The 22,658-nt window shown below is 41.3% G+C and carries 19 protein-coding genes; 14 read left to right on the top strand and 5 right to left on the bottom strand.

Features of this window, described 5'->3' with window-relative positions:
- Positions 1–49: 49 nt before the first annotated feature.
- Positions 50–1,681 carry a methyl-accepting chemotaxis protein gene (locus AAEY98_RS10190; RefSeq protein ID WP_351001179.1) on the top strand — a complete coding sequence of 544 codons (1,632 nt, stop codon included), beginning with the start codon at positions 50–52 and terminating at the stop codon, positions 1,679–1,681.
- A gap of 180 nt (positions 1,682–1,861) precedes the next feature.
- Here the strand turns inward: AAEY98_RS10190 and AAEY98_RS10185 are convergent, their stop codons facing one another.
- Entirely contained in the window at positions 1,862–3,328 is a 1,467-nt protein-coding gene (locus AAEY98_RS10185; RefSeq protein WP_335691319.1) for a DASS family sodium-coupled anion symporter, read from the bottom strand.
- 400 nt (positions 3,329–3,728) lie between these two features.
- On the opposite strand from AAEY98_RS10185, the gene AAEY98_RS10180 reads away from it, so the two are divergent.
- Complete coding sequence (locus AAEY98_RS10180) at positions 3,729–4,067, top strand: hypothetical protein (protein ID WP_351016734.1); 339 nt, start codon at positions 3,729–3,731, stop codon at positions 4,065–4,067.
- A gap of 186 nt (positions 4,068–4,253) precedes the next feature.
- On the opposite strand, the gene AAEY98_RS10175 is transcribed toward AAEY98_RS10180, so the two are convergent.
- Positions 4,254–5,165, bottom strand: coding sequence for a LysR substrate-binding domain-containing protein (locus AAEY98_RS10175; RefSeq protein WP_351016732.1), 912 nt, complete (start codon positions 5,163–5,165; stop codon positions 4,254–4,256).
- Between the two features lie 106 nt (positions 5,166–5,271).
- On the opposite strand from AAEY98_RS10175, the gene AAEY98_RS10170 reads away from it, so the two are divergent.
- The 7 genes from AAEY98_RS10170 to AAEY98_RS10140 all read left to right on the top strand — a co-directional run bounded on the left by AAEY98_RS10170 (position 5,272) and on the right by AAEY98_RS10140 (position 16,509).
- Complete coding sequence (locus tag AAEY98_RS10170; protein ID WP_162023516.1) at positions 5,272–5,709, top strand: CidA/LrgA family protein; 438 nt, start codon at positions 5,272–5,274, stop codon at positions 5,707–5,709.
- 24 nt (positions 5,710–5,733) lie between these two features.
- On the top strand, positions 5,734–6,423 hold the full coding sequence (locus AAEY98_RS10165; protein WP_101086616.1) for an LrgB family protein: 690 nt from the start codon (positions 5,734–5,736) through the stop codon (positions 6,421–6,423).
- 725 nt (positions 6,424–7,148) lie between these two features.
- Positions 7,149–8,444, top strand: coding sequence for a carbohydrate porin (locus AAEY98_RS10160; protein WP_351016729.1), 1,296 nt, complete (start codon positions 7,149–7,151; stop codon positions 8,442–8,444).
- 497 nt (positions 8,445–8,941) lie between these two features.
- Positions 8,942–11,533 (top strand): phosphoenolpyruvate--protein phosphotransferase, encoded by a 2,592-nt coding sequence (gene ptsP, locus AAEY98_RS10155; RefSeq protein WP_351016726.1) that lies wholly within the window; start codon positions 8,942–8,944, stop codon positions 11,531–11,533.
- Positions 11,534–11,570: 37 nt separating this feature from the next.
- Complete coding sequence (gene ptsG / locus AAEY98_RS10150) at positions 11,571–13,322, top strand: PTS glucose transporter subunit IIBC (RefSeq protein ID WP_162023514.1); 1,752 nt, start codon at positions 11,571–11,573, stop codon at positions 13,320–13,322.
- 569 nt (positions 13,323–13,891) lie between these two features.
- The gene (locus AAEY98_RS10145; RefSeq protein WP_162023513.1) at positions 13,892–14,938 is read left to right on the top strand and encodes an oxidoreductase; all 1,047 of its coding nucleotides are present in this window, start codon (positions 13,892–13,894) and stop codon (positions 14,936–14,938) included.
- An 863-nt stretch (positions 14,939–15,801) separates the two neighbouring features.
- The gene (locus AAEY98_RS10140; RefSeq protein ID WP_101086620.1) at positions 15,802–16,509 is read left to right on the top strand and encodes a hypothetical protein; all 708 of its coding nucleotides are present in this window, start codon (positions 15,802–15,804) and stop codon (positions 16,507–16,509) included.
- An 83-nt stretch (positions 16,510–16,592) separates the two neighbouring features.
- Here AAEY98_RS10140 and AAEY98_RS10135 read toward each other — a convergent pair whose 3' ends face one another.
- Both AAEY98_RS10135 and AAEY98_RS10130 read right to left on the bottom strand, forming a co-directional pair.
- Positions 16,593–16,979, bottom strand: a complete 387-nt coding sequence (locus tag AAEY98_RS10135; RefSeq protein WP_101086621.1) for a DUF3301 domain-containing protein — start codon at positions 16,977–16,979, stop codon at positions 16,593–16,595.
- Positions 16,976–17,989 (bottom strand): DUF3549 family protein, encoded by a 1,014-nt coding sequence (locus AAEY98_RS10130; protein ID WP_351016723.1) that lies wholly within the window; start codon positions 17,987–17,989, stop codon positions 16,976–16,978. Before AAEY98_RS10130 ends, AAEY98_RS10135 begins: the two co-directional genes overlap by 4 nt.
- 48 nt (positions 17,990–18,037) lie before the next feature.
- Between AAEY98_RS10130 and AAEY98_RS10125 the strand changes: the two genes are divergently transcribed.
- On the top strand, positions 18,038–18,400 hold the full coding sequence (locus AAEY98_RS10125; protein ID WP_101086623.1) for a YqcC family protein: 363 nt from the start codon (positions 18,038–18,040) through the stop codon (positions 18,398–18,400).
- Positions 18,401–18,560: 160 nt separating this feature from the next.
- Entirely contained in the window at positions 18,561–19,367 is an 807-nt protein-coding gene (truC, locus tag AAEY98_RS10120) for a tRNA pseudouridine(65) synthase TruC (protein WP_182744735.1), read from the top strand.
- Here the strand turns inward: truC and AAEY98_RS10115 are convergent.
- On the bottom strand, positions 19,364–19,525 hold the full coding sequence (locus AAEY98_RS10115; RefSeq protein ID WP_351016720.1) for a hypothetical protein: 162 nt from the start codon (positions 19,523–19,525) through the stop codon (positions 19,364–19,366). The two genes, truC and AAEY98_RS10115, sit on opposite strands and share 4 nt — an antisense overlap.
- Positions 19,526–19,693: 168 nt before the next feature.
- Here AAEY98_RS10115 and AAEY98_RS10110 point away from each other — a divergent pair, with 168 nt between their 5' ends.
- From AAEY98_RS10110 to purU, 3 genes are all read left to right on the top strand, one after another.
- The gene (locus tag AAEY98_RS10110) at positions 19,694–20,158 is read left to right on the top strand and encodes a flavodoxin (RefSeq protein ID WP_351016717.1); all 465 of its coding nucleotides are present in this window, start codon (positions 19,694–19,696) and stop codon (positions 20,156–20,158) included.
- The gene (locus tag AAEY98_RS10105; RefSeq protein ID WP_351016714.1) at positions 20,110–21,588 is read left to right on the top strand and encodes a PTS transporter subunit EIIC; all 1,479 of its coding nucleotides are present in this window, start codon (positions 20,110–20,112) and stop codon (positions 21,586–21,588) included. The genes AAEY98_RS10110 and AAEY98_RS10105 overlap by 49 nt, the downstream gene beginning before the upstream one ends.
- A gap of 179 nt (positions 21,589–21,767) precedes the next feature.
- Positions 21,768–22,640: a formyltetrahydrofolate deformylase gene (gene purU, locus AAEY98_RS10100; protein ID WP_174839644.1), complete on the top strand. Its 873-nt coding sequence runs from the start codon at positions 21,768–21,770 to the stop codon at positions 22,638–22,640.
- The last annotated feature ends 18 nt before the right edge of the window (positions 22,641–22,658 follow it).

Below are 22,658 nucleotides of genomic sequence, written 5' to 3'. Positions count from 1 at the left end.
ATTTTACCGAAAAGTACCAATACACTTAATTACACAAAAGGTCTTAACAATGAGAATAATAAGCCGTCTTTACTTTGGCTTTGCAAGTTTACTGGTCATTATGGTTGGTATAACCTTGTTTGGTTTACTCAAAATAAGTATCGCAGACAATAATTTAACCAAATTGTCAGAGCAGACAGCAGTTGAACAGCGCCAAGCGATTAATTTCAGAGGCAGTGTGCATGATCGAGCCATTTCAATTCGAGATGCCGTATTAGTCAATAATGCTTCACTGTCACAACAGCATCAAAATGATATTAATCGTCTTAAACAGTTTTATCTCACAGCTGCAAAAACACTTAATACTATGTATGCCAACGTGCAGCACAGCAATAAAGAGTTAAGCTTACTGCAAGCGATTAAAGACATTGAAGTGACCACGCTAGCGGCTACTGAAACCTTGTTGCAGATGGTTAATTCGAGCCGTAATGATGCTGCGACAGAGCACCTATTAGTGGTAGTTTCACCTTTATATAGCGAATGGCTAAAAAGAATTAATAAGTTAATTGATTATCAAGAAGCGCAGATTCAACAACAAGTTTCAGCAGCGCGTGAGCAAACAACCAGTTTTCAGTCGGTGATGCTCGTTGTAACCGCCATTGCACTATTTATTGGGTGTATGGTGGCGTTAACTTCTGTTAAGCGCTTAAAAAATATTATTGGCGGCGAGCCGGAATATGCAGCCAGTGTGATCCAACAAATCGCTTCAGGTGATCTCACGGTAAAATTAACCGTTAATTCTTCTCAGAGTATATTAAGTGCAGTGCAGGATTTAACCGTTAACCTGACCGACATAACCCAAAATTCCATGTTGGCCGCAAATAAGTTACTTGCGGCGTCTAAAGATTTATACCAAACGGCAAAGCAAAACGAACACCTCATTAATAATCAAAAATTAGCGACCGATAATGGTGCTGCAGCGATCACCCAGATGTCGAGTACCGTTTCAGAAGTCGCAAACCATACCAGCGAAGCTGCGCTACTATCACAAACGGCCACAAATGAGTTTAATGCAGGTCAGATTGAAGTGACTAAAACACAGACTGATATTGATGCGTTAGCCGTTAAAGTAAGTGAAGCGGCACAGATCATTGATTTACTGTCACAAGACAGTAAAGAAATTGGATCTGTGTTAGATGTGATTCAAGGTATTGCTGAACAAACTAATTTGTTGGCCTTAAATGCGGCCATTGAAGCTGCACGTGCAGGTGAACAAGGCCGAGGTTTTGCCGTTGTTGCTGATGAAGTGCGTAATCTTGCTCAGCGTACACAAGAATCAACAAGACAAATCCAAGCTGTAATTGAAAGCATGCGCGCCAGTTCTGTTAAAGCTGTGACTGTTATGAACGAAGGTCAAGAGCAGGCCAATAGTAGTGTTCAACAAGCTAAAAACGCTGGAGAATCATTACAGGCTATCAATATATCGGTAATTAAAATAAGCGATATGAATATCCAAATTGCCACAGCAGCAGAGCAGCAGTCTGTGGTTGCTGCGGATATAAATCAAAACTTTATTCAAATTACTCATTCAGCATTATTGGCTCAGCAAGAAGCCGGTAAAATTACCGCGGCCAGTTATCAACTTGAAGAGCTTGCTAAAAGCTTAGAGTTAAATGTAAAGCAGTTTAAGACCGAAATATAGTTATTCGTTCTGTGAAAGGGTTACAGATTAACGCTGACAAATCACTCATGTTATTTGTCAGCGTTAATTTAATCAATGTTGAGCTTAATTAACTTTAGGCTTAATCAATTTTAGGTTTAATCAACTTTTGGCTTTATCAATATGGCTTAAGCACAGGCTGATTTTATTTCTATCTCAACCTTACCAATAACCAAGTACTTTCCACCACAGTCCGCCGACAACACCCCAAATGGTTAAATTGACAACACTCATAATAAAGCCCATTACCCACCAGTCTTCCATTGATACGTAACCGGAGCCAAAGATAATCGGTGAGGTGCCAGTGGCATAATGCGTGAGCGACATCATTAAAGATGATGCGCCTGCAAGGAGTAAACCTAGGTATAAAGGTGGGGCACCTAATGCGATGCCAGCGGCGAAGAATGCTGCAAACATGGCGGTAATGTGCGCAGTGGTGCTGGCAAAAAAGTAGTGTGCATAAAAGTAAACCACCACCAATATGATCACTGAAATCATCCAGCTGACACCAATTTGGGCGATATTGGTTTCAACCACACCAGAAAACCAATCGACTAATCCCAGCTTATTTAAGAACGTTGCCATCATGACTAATGCTGAAAACCACACCACGGTATCCCAAGCGGCTTTTTCTTTAAGCACATCTTCCCAACTCAGTACCCCGCTAATTAACAAAATGGATAAGCCTAAAAATGCGACTGCAGTGGTATCAACCGCAAAATCCGCCCCTAATATCATGGCAGGTACTCCTGCCCATAAGATCAGTAATAGCGAGAACACACTCACCATGATTTTTTCAGCAAAAGTCATAGGGCCCATCTCAGCCAACTTTGACTTAGCATAAGCTGTTGCGTCTGGCGTGCGCTTTATTTCTGGGGGATAAACCGCATAGATAACCAGTGGCATTAGCGCAATACAAAGCAAACCTGGCAATAATGCTGCCAGTGCCCATGTGCCCCAAGTAATACTGATATCTGCACCTGTGGCATCAGCAATCAATTTGACTATTAATGGGTTAGGTGCAGTCGCGGTAATGAACATTGCCGAGGTAATGGGGTTGGTATGATAATTCACTAAGGCAAGATAATGGCCTATTTTGCGTGATGTTCCTTCTTCTGGAGACGAGCCCAAACTCGCTGCAATTGACTTCATTATAGGGTGAATAATTCCGCCGCCTCGTGCCGTATTACTGGGTGTGACAGGTGCAATGACCAGCTCTGATAACGCTAACGCATAGCCAATACCAATGGTTTTTCGCCCAAACAAAGCAATAAAGTAATAGCCAATACGGTTCCCTAAACCTGTTTTAGCTAATCCGCGTGAGATGATAATCGCAATACCAATTAACCAAATCAGTGAGTTTGAAAATCCACTTAAGGCATCCTTAATGGCATCAGCTGGCTTGTCATTGGTTACGCCTGTTAATGCAACGAGTGTAATGGCTAATATGGCAATAGCCCCAATAGGCATCGCTTTACCAATAATTGCGACAATAGTACCAATAAACAAAGCCAATAAATGCCAGGCATTGGCCGACACACCTTCCGGTGAGGGGACGATGAACCAAAGAAATATAATTATCGCAATTGAAATCAGACCTGGAACAATTCGGATGTCGGTAGTTTTCATTGCAGTATCCTTAGGTTTGAGAATACACCTTTAGCAATGACAATAAATGTCGTTATCATTTGGTCAATTGTTAAAGCGGATCGGAGCAGTAACTCGATACTAAGTCTTTGTGATATTTAAATTTGTGAAGTTATTCTCATTGTTGATATGTGTCATATTTAGTTTTCTATTCAATTGTTTATTGACTCGCTGGCTGTGTTGATTGACGTGACTAATTGGCTAGAAAAACAATATATGATTACACCGATAATGCTATTTTTATCGAATTTGGCGATTGGAGGGCTTTTTAACCTCATTTACATTGGTATATACAAAACTGCTGGTTATTCATAATTTCTGCGTAGTTGCTACACATTTCATTGTTAAGCTTTATCTTATATTTACGCCTATGAGATATGACATGAATTCTTCACCTTTAAGTTTGCTTACTCTTGCCATCACCTTAGCATTAACCTTGGGGTTAACTGGCTGTGGCGGTTCTGAAGACAGCACCGATGTAACAGATGCAACCAGTTCAACCGATACTTCAACTGATACTGACACTGATACGGGAACAGAAGATTTAGGCAGTGGCATTTTACATACTGCGTACTATGAGTTTGATGATAACAACGTCAATGTGTTGCTCAGTGGCACGAACGTTGTTATTGAAACCAATGGTATGCCTAACCATACATTGCCTTATTGGTCTGCTAGTAATGAGCTGCATGTTGAACCTACTGTTACTTCTTACGCATAAATGCCCCCTGGCTACATTGATGACTTTGTGGGGACCTATACGTTAACGGTAGATAACAGCCCATCTAAAGCAACATCAACCTCTGCTACCGGCTTAGGTGCAATTGTATCTAAATTATTTTGACTCTTCGGTTGATAAAATCTTGGCTAGTTGCTTTCGATAAACATTATGCGTAACGCTGCTGCTTTACTCGTTTTTAGGTTTATTTTCTAGCTGACTTAAATGCTGCTTAATAAGCTTTATCATTGCTTGAGCCGCAAATGATAGATGTTTCTGTTTACGCCAAAACAATGATAACTCCCAGCGTAAATCTTCACTGGCTAAGGGGACATTCACAACCGCTTCGACCCGGTATCGTTCAGCAATAATTTTTGGCAGTATCATTACTCCAGAGCCTGCCGCGACTAGTGCAATGCCAAAATCAGCATGACTGACTCGAGTGATATTTTGGGGTTTAAATCCCGCTTTGGCACAAGCTTCAAGCACTAGCTCATATAAGGCGTATTCTGGCTCAAACATCACTTGGGCCAATTGATCAAGCTCACTTAACTGTAACGTTTCTTTACTCGCAAGTTTATGGCCTGCGGGTAATACAACCACCATTGACTCATTGCGAATACGAATACCACAAAACTCATCATCGAAATCAATAATCCCTGTCGCAAGTTCTATTTCATCTTTGTGTAAGGCTGCCGTTTGCTCTATACCGCCGCGCACCAATAATTGCAGATCAATACTCGGATATTGTTGTCTAAATTGAGCTATCACAGGGGCAAATAACTCTGCACTGCCTAATGGAGCTAGCCCTAATTTTAGTGAACCACCACTTAAATTACGTAAACAATCCAGTTCAGCCATCATCAGTTGACGGGCTTCCATTAACTTTGAGGCATGGCGATAAACTACTTTCCCTGCTTCAGTTAGCCTGATTTGCGAGCCACGCTTTCCGCGTTCTAGCAATATCATATCAAGCTCTTCTTCCAGTAAGCGTATTGCTTTTGAGAGGGCAGGTTGAGTCACAAATGCTGTGTGACATGCTTTAGCGAAACCGCCAGCATTAACAACCTCTATGAAATAGTGCAGTGTTTTAAGATCCATTAACATAACCAAAAGTGATGTAGTCAATCATTAATATTCATTTTTTTTATCAATTAAGCAAGGGTAAACTCCGCATATCAACTAAATAACCATTGTGTGAAATCAAATGTTATCTCTACTGAATACTCATCGTACCTATTTAAAGTGTAAAACAACCTTAGTCATCCAAGTGGGTGGTCTATGTTTTTTTGCATGGTTATGCCAGTGGGCAGCTCTCTGTGTTCATTCGATTATTCCAGGAAGTGTTATTGGGTTAGGTGTTCTATTCATCTTATTGTCTTGCCATTGGGTGCCTGAAAAAATTGTTAACCAAGGTTCAGCATGGTTAATCGGTGACTTGCTATTATTTTTCATTCCTCCTGTTGTCGCTATTACCAAATATCAGTCAATACTCGAAAGCTATGGTGCAGAGTTGATTGTATGTATGTTATTGGCGAGTACGAGTGTGTTATTGGGTACTGCGTTTATTGTCGATAAGCTATTTAAATTTGAACGTCAGCAACGTTTAAACAGCATTACATCTCAGCGCTTACGTGCTGTTTAAAATTGAATATAATGGGGTGTAACAATGAATAGTTCGTTATTAGGTGTATTGTGTTTATTACTCACGTTAGTCGGTTATTATTTTAGTAAGCGCTTGTATTTACGCCAGCAACGCATTTGGTTCGCCCCCATTATTTTAGCCCCTACTATTATTTTGTTGACTGTAGTGATATTTCAAATTCCATTGGTCGATTATTTTCAATTTACCCATTGGCTACCCGCGTTATTAGCGCCTGCGACTATTGCCTTTGCAGTGCCAATTTATAGAGAAAGGGCTCTGATTAAACGTTATCCGTTAACCATAAGTGTTGGCGTATTAGTGGGGTTATGTTTAGGCGTTGGGTCATCATGGTTGATTCTCCATTTCACTCATATGCCGGCAGAACTATCTAAAAGCCTCATTGTAAGATCGGTTTCAACTCCCTTTGCTATTGAAGCAACAAGCGCATTTGGTGGCGTCCCTGAATTAACCGCAATGTTAGTGTTAGTGACAGGTATTATGGGTATGCTCATTTGCGATCCTCTTTTTAAAGCTGCCAACATAAAAAGCAGCTTGGCACGAGGAATATCATTAGGCGCATCAGCCCATGGTGCAGGAGCCGCTAAAGCGAATCAAATTGGCCGAGAAGAAGGCGTCGTCGCAAGTTTAACCATGATTTTTACTGGCATAGCCATGGTGATAACCGCGCCTTTATTTGCGTTACTGTTTAATTAATCTCATATCTGTTTCGACAAATCGTTACGCGATAAAAACTTTCGCTACGATGGAAATATAGAGTTCTTGCTCACTCGTCACCGCGCTAGAATGCAATTTTATGTACATTATGGCGCAATGTTGATGTTATTAGCATCTTTAAAATCGAATCAAATCGATAGATAAACCTACTCGGATTGATGCTTTCATCACCTATGTTGGTGAGTTAACTGCCCAGGTTAATCAGTCAATCAATATCGTCCGCAATAAGAGCAATAAAACCCACATATTTGGCATGATGATATGGCCTCAGATGTAAGGTTGCGCTTTATTCTTTGTAAGTGGTACTCATAACCGCAAACTCTCCATCACTCCATCTCACATCGGCTTGTATAGCCTCACTGGCACCTGTAACTCCTTCCAAGTGAGTTTTTCTGCCAACGTATCCGTTGGCAATCCTGTTCATCTATGCGCTCCCACTAGAATCTATATTGCGTTAGAAACATTGTTTGTTATGCAAACTAAAAGCCAACTAAATTCAAGAGTGTCTGAAAGAACCGTGGCAATTTTCAGCATGAGATCACGCGCTCATAATCAACACATTCAGATTGGTATGTAAATTAATTACTGTATTCTCGTTTTGTAATTACTATTTTTTTAAACAAAATAACGATTTTGCTACATCAAATAGTGCATTTATTTTTGACGATGCATTGCGCTTTCCAATTGACTAAAAGAAGTATTCAATGAAAAGTATAAATTCTCTCATAACAGCCTCAGTACTGTTACTTATTTGCAGTAGTTCAGTACAAGCCGAAAATTTCTCCGCGGATAACTATTTGTTCGGTGATATTGGTGGTATCCGAAGCCAGATGCATAATGCCGGTATCGACGTTAGCTTAGGTTATACCTTCGAAACCGGAGGCAACTTAACAGGTGGCCAACATCATGCCACTAGTTATGCAGATCAAACCGTTCTTGGTGTTAACTTCGACCTCGAAAAATTATTAGACTTGTCCGATGCCAACTTCCATTTGTCACTGACCAATAGAGGTGGGCAGAGCCAGAATATTAATGATAAAGCTGAAATCGGCCAGTTAATGCAATCTATAGAAGTGTTTGGCCGCGGCAGAGTGACCCGTATTTCTGAGTTTTATTATGAGCAAAAACTACTTAGTGGCGACCTCAATATTAAGTTAGGCCGTATGAATGTTGGCGCTGAATTTGGTGCTTTCCAATGTGAATTTGCCTATCTTGGATTCTGTGGATCCCAATTCGGTAATGTTAATTCCACGGTTTACAACTGGCCTATAAGCCAATGGGCGGGTGTCGTCAAGTATCAGCTAGCGCCAGAATGGTATTTAAAGACCGGGGTTTACCAAATGAACCCAAGCTGGCTTAAAAATAGTCAAAATCTTAATTTAGGCAGTCCTCATGGCACTTTGGGAGTGACGATTCCTGTAGAACTTGCTTGGATGCCCAACCTCAATGACTTACCAGGTACTTATAAACTGGGTTATTGGCATGATACCGTTGGAGGTGAAGATCTTTACTACAATCAAGATGGTAATCCCTTGATTATTGATGGTGGCAAAGCACGTCAACATGACAGTAAAGATGGTGCTTATTTTGTCGCAGAGCAACAGGTTACTGCTGTAGATGGTGATTCTGTCCGCGGTCTTAGTGTGTTCCTTATGGGGACGTTGAACGATCAAGATATCACTACTGTGGATAAATCATTGGCATTAGGGGTGAATTATCAAGGTCCATTTGCTGCTCGTCCGACAGATAAATGGGGCTTAGCCGCTAAATACCTACATGTGAACGATAGCATAGCTGATAGCGCTCAGCTTTATAATGACAATCACGCACTTTATATGCCTATCCAGGAAACAGAGACGGTCATTGCTAGCTATTACAAATTTCAAGTGACTAAGTATTCTGCTATTCGTCCTGAAATTCAGTACATACATAATCCAGGTGCTATCAGTGAGAATAATGATGCTTGGGTTGTCACTCTCAAAGGTGATATTGCATTTTAACTAAAGCTGAAATACAACATGCACTCTAAAACAGCTTAAATTAACGCTAATATAAGTAACCGTTATTGTAGATGTTTTAGATTCGATTATAGATGAATAAACGCAAGGCTAAATACAGAGGTAACGTTTTCAATCTGCGCTGGGGGTTGTTAACGTTTTGGGATGTTGGTAACAATTAAGTAATTTTGTTACCGATGTCATATCTCGGAGATCTGGTTGGGACATCACATCTTACCTTTGGTAAATTAGTGCCAGATCACTAAGGTATTCACTGCGATTATCCGTGATATTTACCTAAAGAATATCGTCGTCCCTACACATTAAGGAGTGGCAATCGTTGGTCTCCTTAAAAACGTTCATTTAGTTGTGCTAATAGTCAGATTGATAAGGGAGTAGTGAGTAATCATGTAAGCAGCAGCTTTTCATTTTTACTATTTTCACTGCAAAAAATAAAAAACATTAATATTATGCAGTTAAGTGTTTAATTCGGAGTTCCAATGAATAAAAAAACTTCAACCACAATTCAGTTGCTGGCCCCTTTTACGGGGGTGTGCTGTCCACTGAGTCAGGTTCCTGATGCCGCATTTTCCCAAAAGATGGTGGGTGATGGATTAGCGATAGACCCTACAGAAAACATTCTTCACGCCCCATGTGACGCCACCGTTACTCAAATACATCCTTCTAAGCATGCCGTGACTTTATTAACGGCGACTGGCATCGAAATTCTGCTTCATATAGGTGTCGATACCGTTAAATTGAAAGGCGAAGGATTTACGGCATTAGTGAAAGTGGGTGATGCTGTAAAAGCTAAAACGCCACTGATTGAGCTGGATTTAGATAAAGTGGGTTGCGGTGTAAAAAGTTTGCGTACCGTCATACTGCTCACGGATATGACCAGAATTATTACATTAACACCAACGACTGAACAATTTGTCAACGCGGGCGATCTGTTATTTAGTGCAGAGGTATCAGCGGCAGTTCGTGCTGTAACAAAGTCAGATGACATGGTCAGTTCTGCGCCAATAGTGGTTATTAATCCAACCGGTATTCATGCTCGGCCTGCTGCTGCCATTGTCACTGCGATTAAAGCATTTGACTGTGACGTGATGATTGATAAAGCAGGCAAGCAAGCAAATGCTCGAAGTGTGGTTGGTCTTATGGGGTTAGACATCGCTTTTGGTGAGCAGATTGTTATTCTCGCTAAAGGTAAAGATCAGCAAGCGGCAATAGCAGCATTATCTGAGGCGATAAGCACTGGTTTAGGTGAAGAGGGCGCCGATGCTTCACTTGTGACTAAGAACGTTAAAAGCGACTTCGATCCTTTTTCCGAACCATCACTACTACTACAAACGAGCCAAGATCCACGTCAGCTGATTGGTGTGGAGGCATCTCCCGGTCAAGTTAAAGGGCGTTTATACGTGATTAAAGCTGAAGTGCCTAAGTTTGACACTTTTGCCGACGATGCACAGGTTGAACAGCAAACTTTAGACGATGCAATGAAGGTGGCTAATCAAACCTTAGTCGAACTGGTTGAAGAGCTGCATAACAAGGATATGGGGCAAAAAGCCGATATTTTTGTGGCCCACCAAGAGCTAATGTCAGATCCTGATTTGTACGATGACTGTATTATTGAATTACAGCAAGGTAAGTCGGCCCCTTATGCTTGGAGTAAGAGTATTTGTCGCCAAGCGGACAAACTTGCTGGAATGGAAAACCCATTACTCGCAGGACGTGCCACAGACCTTATCGACGTTGGTAATCGGGTTTCACGCATTATGGCGGGATTGTCTCAGGATACTATTCCGGCTGAACTCCCTGAAAATACCATTTTAGTCGCCAAAGATTTAACCCCTTCAGATACTGCCAAACTAAACCCCGCATTTGTTAAAGGAATTTGCACCACTTTAGGAGGGGCATCGAGCCACAGTGCTATTTTAGCTAGAGCAATGGGTATTGCTGCTATGGCTGGTGTTGAAGCTAAGATCATGACCTTGCACGGTACTGAGGTGTTACTCGATACAGCAAAAGGTTATCTATTATTGTCGCCAACAGAAGCTGAAATGGCGCAACTTGATGTGATTAAAAATGCCGCTGAGCAGCAGAAAGCCTTGGCTTTAGCGCACAAAGATGAGACAGCCGTTACCTTAGATGGAGTGCGATTTGAAATTGCCGGCAATATCGCTAAAGTCAGTGATGCCCAAAAATTAGTTGAAATGGGAGGCGAAGCGGTTGGTTTATTGCGTTCTGAATTCCTTTATCAAGACCAATCAGTTGCACCTTCAGAGGATGATCAGGAACAAGTCTATCGTGCGGTACTGCAAACGTTAGGACCGCGTCCTCTAGTTGTGCGTACGCTAGATGTAGGAGGAGATAAGCCGTTGGCCTATTTACCTTTGCCGAAAGAAGACAATCCATTCCTCGGTGAGCGTGGTATCCGTGTCGGTTTAGATAAGCCCGCAGTATTACGACAACAAGTTCGTGCGCTATTAAAAGCGGCTGATGCAGGAAACTTACGCATTATGTTCCCGATGGTAGCGTCTTTGTTTGAGCTTAAGTTAGCCAAACAAGTTGTAAAAGAAGAAGCCGAAAAATTGGCTATCGATATTAGTGGGATCCAAATTGGCATCATGATTGAAGTGCCATCGGCTGCCGTGATGGCAGATGTGTTGGCTGAACATGTCGACTTTTTCTCTATTGGTACTAATGATTTGACTCAATATACCTTAGCGATTGATCGTGGACACCCTAAGTTAGCCGCCATTGCTGATGGATTGCATCCTGCAGTATTACGCCTGATCGATATGACGGTTAAGGCCGCGCATGCCAAAGGTAAATGGGCTGGCATTTGTGGTGGATTGGCCGGCGAAAAAGATGCTGTGCCTATTTTGGTCGGCTTAGGTATTGATGAACTGTCTGTGAGTGTGCCTTCAATTCCAGAAGTGAAGCATCAAGTGCGTCATTTAAATCAGCAAGCGTGTCAGCTTATAGCTGCTAAAGCGATGAGCTGTGCAGATGCCAAAGATGTTCGAGCATTAATGCGAGATCCTAATACGTTACTTGCCGTTAAAGGCGATATTGAAAAACGTTGATCACTTGGTAATCTATTAAAATTTCTAAGGTTGTATTATGACATCTAAAACAATAACAGCAGCTAAACCGAAGAAGGCTATGATGAGTGGCGCATTTTCGGTTTTACAAAAAGTGGGCAAATCGGTCATGTTGCCGGTTTCCGTATTACCCGTGGCGGGTATCTTATTAGGCGTTGGGAGCGCAGGTTTTAGTGTGCTCCCCGATATCGTCAATGTGTTAATGGTACAAGCGGGCGAAGCCATTTTTAGCAATATGGGATTGCTATTCGCGATAGGTATCGCGTTAGGATTTGCTAAAAATGATGGTGTGGCTGCTATGGCGGCCTTAGTGGGATATGCCATCATGGTTAAAACCATCGGCGTACTTGAACCTGGTACTGATGTGGGCGTGTTTGGCGGTATGATTGCCGGTGCTATTGCTGCAGCGACCTTTAACCGTTTTTTTAAAATTCAATTACCTTCATATCTTGGATTCTTCTCAGGTAAACGAAGTGTGCCTATTATTACTGGTTTTGGAGCGATCTTTGCGGGAGTTATCTTATCGTTCATTTGGCCTCCGATAGGTAATGCTATTGCTGCATTTTCCCATTGGGCGGCATATCAAAATCCAACATTAGCTTTTGGTATTTATGGTGTGGTTGAGCGTTCGTTAATTCCAGCCGGTTTACACCATGTATGGAACGTACCTTTCTTCTTCGAAGCGGGCAATTGTGTTGACAGTTTAGGTAAACCTGCAACTGGCGTACTGACGTGTTATTTGCAAGCAGACGATGCGAGTCGAGCTGCTGGTAATGGCTTCGGTCAACTTGCGGGAGGCTATTTGTTTAAAATGTTTGGTTTACCTGCTGCTGCAATGGCGATTTGGCATACTGCCCGCCCAGAAAATCGTGTCATGGTCGGTAGTATCATGATTTCGGCAGCGTTAACCGCATTTTTAACCGGAATTACTGAACCCATTGAGTTTGCATTCTTATTTGCCGCACCATTACTTTATGTAGTACATGCGTTAATGGCTGGTCTTGCTTATGTGCTAGTAAATATGTTTGGTGTTGTTCATGGAACCTCTTTCTCACACGGTTTGATCGACTTTCTTGTTCTTTCAGGTCATTCGCAAAAAATCTGGTTGCTGGTGGTGTTAGGTCTCATTTATGCGGCGCTGTATTACGTGGTGTTTAGATTCTTAATTTTGAAGTTCGACTTGAAAACGCCAGGCCGAATGGATGTCGAATTAGAGCTAGTCTCATCAGAAGGGACAGAAAGAGCGCGTAACTTTATCGAAGCCTTCGGCGGACCAGAGAACCTAGTCAATGTGGATTCTTGTATTACCCGCTTACGGATGGATGTGCGCGATACAAGTAAAGTGGATCAAGCTAGATTGAAGCAGTTAGGCGCCAGTGGCGTGTTGATTTCGGGAAGTGCGGTACAAGCTATTGTGGGGACTATCGCCGAAGTGTCACGTACCGAAATTGATGAAATGCTCGCGTCAGGTGGCTATCTTGCTGCGACTCCCACGCCTGTAATAGCAACAGCAACGGTTAACATTTCAGCAAAGGATCGCGAGCAAGCTCAAGCCATCCTGCCACTATTGGGTGACGTGAGTTCATGTCGTGCTATTGCTGATAATCGTTTACGCTTAGAAGTGAAAGATGCCAGTCTATTAGACAGTACCGCCCTTCAAGCCCATGGCATTGAAGCTGTGTTGGTTTTAAATCCGAACTTGGTTCATTTAATTTTTAGTATGAATACAACAGGACTAGCCAGCGTGTTAAATGAGACTTTTGCCGACTGAAGCTGTTAAGGAGAGGTGATGCAGTCAGATGTATGAGTATTAAAATATGATGACAGTATTGACCACATGTTGAATAGCCAACAATTGAATTTGAAAAGGCTTTTTAGGAAAGTGTTCGATTAGCGTAGAGCAGAATAAGCCTCATCAGAAATGATGGGGCTTTTTAATAATTTTATACTCAAGGTTTATATGAGTAATATGTCGATGAACCCACCGAAGCGGGTGAGGGTAAGTTATTGAAAAATTGATTTAAATGGTTTGAAGACTTTGTAAGCTTGTTGGTAAGTTGCCGGGTGTCAGTAATAAAGACAACGTTCTAACATTAAATTATCGATACCTCACACCACTAGACCCCCCCAGTCTGAAGTTTTACAAACTACAATATTTATGCAGTGGTATTGTGACTCCGACAGGTTAAAAATGCATTTACATAAATAAGGCAGATTCATTTTTATAATATTAACACTTCGGTCAGCAAATTGTTATGTAACGGAATTTACAAAATAGAGCAATTTTTATAGGTAGTGACGATGATCAAATTTTTGGTTGCTCATGCTAGGAATTAATTTATGACAAAGATACTCAAAATAGGCATCGTTGGTTACGGCTATGCCGCAAAAACGTTTCATGCACCATTGATTAAGGCTGTATCGGGCCTACAACTCGCCGCAATATCCTCCAGCAATCCGGCAAAGGTGCATATAGACCAACCTGATTTGGCTGTGTTCTCATCCCCCGAAGAGTTATTTTCCTGCGCTGATATAGATTTGGTGGTTATTCCAACTCCCAATGATACGCATTTTCCTCTTGCGGCAGCGGCTCTAGCAGCCGGTAAGCACGTAGTTTTGGATAAGCCATTCACTCTCACTACTAGTGAAGGTAAGGAGCTTATTAAACTCGCTCATCAATATGATCGGCTGCTATCAGTATTTCATAATCGCCGTTGGGATTCCGATTTTTTGACGTTACAGAAGGTGTTGCGCGAAGGTTCACTAGGCCGTGTGACACATTTTGAATCACACTTTGACCGCTATAGGCCTGAAGTTCAAACGCGCTGGCGTGAGTCGGCTGCTCTAGGCGGAGGTTTGTGGTTTGACTTGGGATCGCATTTACTCGATCAGGCACTGCAGTTGTTTGGTACACCAAATACAATGTGGTTAGACCTGGCTCAACAACGTGATGGAGCAGTCGCAGATGACTGGTTTCATGCCGTGCTGGGATATGACGAAATGCGGGTAATTCTTCATGGTAGTGCATTGGTTGCTAACCCTGGCCCACGTATGACAGTGCATGGCACTAGTGGCAGCTTTACTAAGTTTGGTCTTGATACGCAGGAGAATGCGCTTAAGTCAGGTCAGCAGCCTGGAACTCAGGGGTGGGGAAACGATCCACTTTCTTGCAAATTATCGCTGAAACACAAAGACGCGATTATCGAGCAAGACATCATAACGACACCAGGCAATTACCAAGCATATTATGAAGGCATTCGCGATGCGATTTGTCTTCGCAGCCCAAATCCAGTAACGGCAGAGCAGGCCCTTTTGGTCATGAGACTTATTGGACTCGGCATTGCCAGTGCTGAAGAAGGTCGTAAGTTGAAAGTGTTTGATCTCTGAGTATACGCACTAAATTTTTATATTATTTTCGAGCAAGAATACTTGCTCGATTATAAATTAACTTATGTTGTGTAGTGGATATAAAAATCGTTAACTTGTTGTTTACCTTTTCTGCTACACACTTTGTGAGATATATCTCACAAAGTGTGTGAGCCGAATCACCTTATTACGGGTTAATATTTCTCCTGAATATTTAAGTTATTGATTGTAAAGTTTATTTAATTTTGTGTTATCTGTGAGGTATTTTAATCATTTAGAGGTACCTGTTTACGTAGAGGTAAATGAATTATTATTTATCTCGTTCCTAGGACGGGAACATTACAAGGTAGTAAAGAGGTCTTGGAAGACCATGAGTATATGGAAATAACGGACGGTATTGAGTTTCAGGATGAAACGTTAAACTTGCTCAATGGACGCAATAGCGGATTAAGCGAGTTTTATAACATTATCAGGATGATAGTGTGCAATGGATGCAAGATTCTACGCAAATGATTTGCGACAGGATACGTTAAGAATTTCATGGATGATATAAGGACACGCTCAGGATGGAGCAGGCTCGGTAAAAGGATAATCGAGTAAGATGGAAAGTACTTAATTGTACAAGGAACATCAAGGATTGAACAAGGATAGAGCAGGAAGCAAGTGATACGCATGGATGGTGCAGGGAGCACATTTATAGCTGGAAAGCTTAACAAGAGATCAAGAGGCCGCGACAGTTACTGTCGCGGCCTTTCTTTTGGTTTTTTTCAGAGCAATGGAACTTTGTAGTGATATGTTGTCCAATTGTAAAGTGCCTATGTGTAGGGTTTGAGTACCTCATTTAAGTACACAACATCTAACTCACCATTGTATAAGGAGATAGCATGAAAGGGTTTAAAGTTGCACTATTGGTAGGTTTTTCATTCGTTTGCTATAACGCCAATGCAGCCGTGAGCGAAGAACAACAACAATGGGTTGAGCAAGCGTTCAGCGATCTTAATAGTAATAATGACGGTACCAAGGTGCTTTGGCAGTATTCACAGCAAACAGTGATGCCAGACATGACACGTATTGAACAATTCAATGCATCTTTAACTGAAACTGAACGTTGGAGTTTGGTGTCTGAAAATGGTGATACTCCTGGTAAAAAGCGCTTAACTGAATACCGAGAACGTCAACAAGATCTGCATGAAGATAAAGACGAAACTAGCTATGAATTAGCGTTTTCTGATTTAATTGATTTGTCGACATTGGTTTTTGTCGGTGAGGATGACAATAATATGTCATTTACGTTTACACCCAATATTGATGAGCTAGACAATAACGTATTAGCAGGCGTGCTTTATTTGGATAAAACATCCAAGCATTTACGTAAAATTCTCATCAAAAATACTGACGAGTTAAATCCTGCGTTTTCAGTTACGTTAACTAAATTTGAATTAGAGTTAAGTTTTGATGTGTTTGAGGGATTAGTGATGCCAGCTCATACATCAACCACTATAATGGGTACAGCGGCAATTTTTAAGTCACTCGACAGTGTTCAAACTGTTACCTACAGCGATTATAAAATCCTCAACAATCCACAAACTTAATTGCATTTTATGGCAATAAAAAACGCTATTTTTTTGAAAAATAGCGTTTTTTTTGATTCAACATCGACTAATAAATAATGATATTAGTGGCATTTACCAGAATCACAGCTTTTACTGCTGCCACAACTGCCAAATTTACCGCTCGCCATTGGTGCATCCATCCATTCTGGTTCAGGGAAAATTGGCCATTCAATTTTTTTGGCTCGATTACCATGCATTAAAATATGGCCGCGATATTGGTTAATACCATCGGTGCTAAACTCGAACATGAATGTTGCTTTCCAACAAATGCCAGTACTGCCACCAATACTCGGACGGGCTGATTCCATTGCAATAGCCAGTAGTTGTACGTTTTGCTTTTTACAGGCTTGCTCTGTAATCGTTCGGCTTAATTCTGCCATTTGTCGAAGTTGCCAAAAAAAAGCAGCAACGACAACTAAAGCAACAATTAATAAAAAATCAGTCATCATAGGCTGGTAGCTCTAAATAATCCGCCAATTGCGGTTGCTAATTGAACGCTTCTGTCTGGATGCCTTAAGTCGGCTAATAATCCAGAACGTAAGCTGGGTATTGCCACGATATCAGCAAATACTTGATTAAAGAAGTGCTGAGGCTGTTTTGCTAGCGCTTCTAAATAGTGTTTACGAGTGGCATCATCTTTTAACGCTAACCAGTTACGTGCTGCAATTGTTATTAGCGTGTTGTCGTCTAAATGTTGTTGTTCATTGAGCTGGTTAATGGCTGTCGTACTGTATTGAACATCAGATGCTAATGCCGCTAAATACATTACTTTTATATGGTCTTCAGCTTGTTCTAATTGATTAAATAAGTACTCGGCAAGGCGTTTATCAATATTAATGTGTTCTAAGCATTGGCAAAGGGCGGCTTGCACTTCAATAGGTGCATTATCAAGTGCATTTATAATGTCATCAAGATGGTTGAATTGATGTGCGCGAACGCAAATATCGGCTAAACCTTGTAAACCCAGTAGTGGCCATGTGTTTTGCGCTGCTTGGCCAGACAAATACTGTGCCGCAAATTCATATTGGCTCGATGCGGGTTGACCAAGCTGAAGTCTGACCAATGCATTAAATAACGCCAGTTTGTGCTGATTAGGCTTAAAGCTGAAAGGATGATTGGCTAATTGTTCTTGCTGTACATCGGTTAATGCTTGGGTTGGATTACGACCTAGGGCTTCTAAAATCATTTTAATAAACTGAGTTCGAGGCGCAGGTGATAATAAACCTTGCTCATCTAGAGGTAACTTTACAAACCAAATATAAGGTAATTGTTCTTGTTGCCAAAATACGATCGCAAACTGTGCATGGCCTTGAATAGGATAAGGATACGGTGCCAGTAAAGAATCAATTTGCTGAAAAGCTAACATATCGATATGTTGCACTCGGCGACCTAAATCGTATATTTGGAATTGTGTATTTGCGGTCGTCAGAAACTGGCTTAAGGTGGTTATCTCGGTCATGGGGTCGTCACTAAATCAAAGAAGTTGGATGGGTATTCAATGGGCTAAATGATATCATACTCCGACTTAGCCTTTATGTTGTCGTTCATTTTTATGCTTTATTTAGCCAGTCAAAATTATTTAGTTAAATTAGAACAATTGCTTAAGGAATTTCAGCTATGGTCTGATATCTCACCTCCTGCATCTGTTATGGCGAGTACTGCACCTTTTTGCTGTGATGTAATGGCATTCGAGCAATGGTTGCAGTTTATTTTTATTCCAAAGATGACCGAGCTTATTGCGCAACGACAACCTTTACCGACCAATATGGCATTAGCGCCTATGGCCGAGCATGTGTGGCAAGGTATGCACTATGGTGATGTTCTGATTGCTCAATTACAACAATTTGATACTTTGCTCAGTCAGCGTTAAGCGAATGACAAACACCACCACATTCCAACAAAAAAATTAAGCCAATACTGAGTTGGCCAATACAAAATAAGTAAAGTGATAACAAATGATCTTAAAAGATAACGATGCTGAATACTCATTAGATAACGATGACTTATGTGAACCAATAGGCTCAGAATACATGGATGAGACCTCTACTGCAGATACTGAATTAGACAGTGATTTACAACCTCCCCATATCGACATTCTATTTGAAGACGAGCACCTAGTTGCTATCCATAAGCCTGCTGGTTTGTTGGTTCATCGTAGTTATTTAGCCCGTAGAGAGCGTTTTTTTGCGATGCAGATGACTCGTGATTTAGTGGGCTGCCATGTTTTTCCGGTGCACCGCCTAGATAGACCAACATCCGGAGTATTGCTGTTTGCCAAGTCTAGTGAGGTGGCTCGGGCATTATGTGAGCAATTTGCTGATCACAGTATCAAAAAACACTACTTAGCCATAGTCCGTGGCAATATGCATGAGTCTGGCACGCTAGATTATGCCCTAAAACAGGAATTTGATGATTTAGGCGATAAGCATGTTGATCCCAACAAAGCCGCACAAGAAGCCGTGACGGATTATCAACCATTATTGAATACCGAAATACCGTTTAGTTCTGGTCGTTATCCTTCCAGCCGTTACGGTTTGGTAAGATTAAGCCCTCATACAGGCCGCAAGCATCAATTACGTCGTCATATGGCACATTTACGTCATCCAATTGTTGGTGATACAACCCATGGTGATGGTAAACAAAATAAGTTCTTTCGCGAACACTTCGGTATTAACCGTTTGTGGTTGATTGCAAAAAGCCTGCAGTTTGTGCATCCGGTAACCCAGCAATCAATGCATATTGAAACAGAGTTAGAAGCTGAATGGTTGAATGTTTTTAACGCATTTGGCTGGGATGATGATCAATTATCCTCAATGCCAAGTATATTATTAAGTTAATTCATTCGGTCTGCAAGCAAGGCTTTAAGCTTTTCAAATTCGGGGATATGCGGTATGGGTTCGTGCTGCTTTTGTTCGATGTGGAAATAATAGTTACGACGAATGTGGGCGAATTTATGTTGTAGTTTTAGTCTTCGCTTTCTGCTCACTTGTCGCATCGTGTTGATTCCGTTATTGCGCTATTTCATTTGGGGCAACTGATGTTGACCATATCGATTTAAATTACTTTATAAAGACACTTGCGAGAGACTCAAACAATACAGTAAGGTAAGTCACTAAGACTCAAGGTCTTTTATATCGTATTACATTTAAGGGGAAAGTATACCATGAAAAAGGTCAATGTTGTTTTTGGTACCGTTTATGGTAGCGCACAATTTACAGCCGAAACAGTGACTAAAGCGATTGCAAAATTAGGGTTTACAACTAAGCTTTGGCAACCCAATGAATTATCTGGTTTTATACCACCTCAAGATGAACTACTCATAGTAGTGTCATCAACCACAGGGCAAGGTGATATACCCGAGGATATGTCTTCTTGGTTTAATGAACTTAAATCCAGTGCACCGTATTTACCATTATTGCAATACAGCCTAATTGGGTTAGGCGATTCGAGCTATGACACTTTTTGTGGGGCGATAAAACAATTTGATGAGTTGTTAACCGAGTTGGGTGCCAAACCGCTGACTGAACGATTAGAAATTGATGCCTGTGAAACAATGGAACCAGAAATAGAAGCTAAAACATGGATAGCCACTTGGCACAACGCCGTCATATCGGTAAACGTAGCGTAAGTTTTTTTACGCAACAATGGTTTAAATTCGCACAGCGCCTGAGTCAAGCACTGCTCATACCTATTGCTATTTTACCTGCTGCGGGGGTGATGTTAGGGTTGACGGTTAACCCGTTGCCATTTATCCCTGCAGAATTAAATACAGTATTTTCTGCTGTAGGCAATCTGGTTTTTACCATGATGCCTTTGCTGTTTAGTGTTGCTGTAGCGATTGGTTTTTGTCGAGATCAAGGCATTGCAGCATTTTCAGCTGTTTTTGGTTTCGGGGTGTTTTTGTCCACGATGGGTGCCCTAACAGATATTTATGGCCTGGTATCGCGACCGCTCTGGGGCATGCAAACGATTGACACTGGTATCGCTGGCGGAATGTTAGTCGGTGCGATGACATGTTTAGCTGTCAATCTTAGTCAACATGTTAAATTTCCTGCTATTTTTTCATTTTTCGAAGGTCGTCGCAGTGCACCAATAATTACTATACCCCTGTCTATGGCACTGGCTTATTTACTTGTGCATGTTTGGCCACCCTTGTCGCATATTATTGAACTCCTTTCTGATTGGGCTGTATATCAAGACCCCGCTATTGCTTTTGGGGTTTACGGAACGGTTGAACGCTTATTAATTCCACTAGGGTTGCATCATATTTGGAATGCACCATTTTATCTTGAAGTAGGGCAGTACATTAATCAAGGTACAGTCGTTCGGGGTGAGGTGGCGCGTTATTTGGCCGGCGATCCATTGGCGGGAAATCTTGCTGGTGGCTATTTGATTAAAATGTGGGGCTTACCCGCGGCAGCATTAGCGATTTGGCGTTGTGCAGATAAGTCTGAGCGTAACAGAGTTGCGGGGATTATGTTATCAGCGGCGACAGCTAGTTGGTTAACCGGGGTGACAGAGCCGATAGAATTTGCCTTTATGTTTGTCGCGCCAATTTTGTTTATTGTGCATGCATTACTCACGGGCATAGCTTACAGCGTGTGTATTTTACTAGAAGTTCATCACAGCATCGTGTTCTCTCATGGGCTGGTAGATTTCACCTTATTGTTTTCTCGCTCTGCTAATACTCATTGGATTTGGATATTGGGCCCGCTTACCACAGTAATCTATTATGCCATTTTTAGGGCCAGTATTTTAGCGTTCAATTTAAAAACACCTGGCCGAATCGAGCAAAGTGATTTACCTGCAGAGCCTAAAGAGAGCTTGCGGGCTATGATTTCTGCATTGGGCGGACGCGAGAATATTGTTGAGATTAATGCCTGTTTAACCCGCTTACGTATAAGTGTTAATCAAGCCAATTTAATCGATAAAGCTAGACTAATGCGTTTAGGAGCTAAAGGCGTGGTTGTTATGGGCAAAGGTGTACAAGTTGTTTATGGCACTAAGGCTGAAACATTACGTAAATTGCTGCAAAAATATTTAGATTCTCGGCGTTAGTACGGACGGTTGTTTCATTAAGCCATAATAGTTGTTGCTTAACTTGTCATACATATTTGAGAGTTTTGTATCTAAAGCAAGAATATTTCTCTTTTATGAGCATTTATCATTAAAAACATCACCCAAAAATCTTTTTAAATGGCACACTGTAAAACAGTATTTTAAGAGGAGTTGTACGCGTGAGTCATCAAGATAAAACTATTTTTACCCCAGCTAATTTACAACGTAAAGTGCTAATAACCGATTGTGCTGATGCTCAGGGGTTGATAGCTAAAATCACCAACGTATGTTTTGCTCATCAATTAAACATTATTAAAAACACCGAATTTGTTGACCACACTCAAGGCCGCTTTTTTATGCGTGCGGAGCTTGAAGGGGTGTTTGATGATGAACGCCTACTGAATGAATTACGTGAAGTATTGCCAGCTAAAAATCACATGAAATTAGTGGATATGGGTAAAAAACGTATCGTGATCATGGTGACAAAAGAAGCCCATTGTTTAGGCGATATTTTGATGAAGTCTTATTATGGCGGTTTAGATGTTGAGATTGCCGCTGTGGTAGGCAATTATGATGTGTTGCAGCCATTAACTGAAAAGTTTGATATTCCATTTCATTATGTTAGTCATGAAGGTTTAAACCGTCAGGAGCATGAACAAGCCATGCTTAAAGTGATAAAACCCTATGATCCTGACTTTGTTGTACTCGCTAAATATATGCGAGTATTAACACCCGAGTTTGTAACAGCATTTGCAGATAAAATTATTAATATTCATCATTCTTTTTTACCCGCATTCATTGGCGCATCACCTTATAAACAAGCGTGGGATCGTGGTGTTAAAATTATTGGTGCAACAGCACACTTTGTGAACAACCACTTGGACGAAGGGCCGATTATTAAACAAGATGTCATTTCAGTTGATCACAGTTATAGCGCAGAAGAATTAGCCCATAATGGCCGTGACGTTGAAAAAAGCGTATTAAGTAAAGCACTGCAATTGGTATTAAATGAACAAGTTGTGGTGTACGGTAATAAAACGGTCGTGTTTTAAAGTTTGTAGATATACATC

It is taken from the genome of Shewanella sp. AC91-MNA-CIBAN-0169, from assembly GCF_040310165.1.
Classification (GTDB): Bacteria; Pseudomonadota; Gammaproteobacteria; order Enterobacterales; family Shewanellaceae; genus Shewanella.
This window is presented reverse-complemented; position numbering and strand designations above follow the sequence as displayed.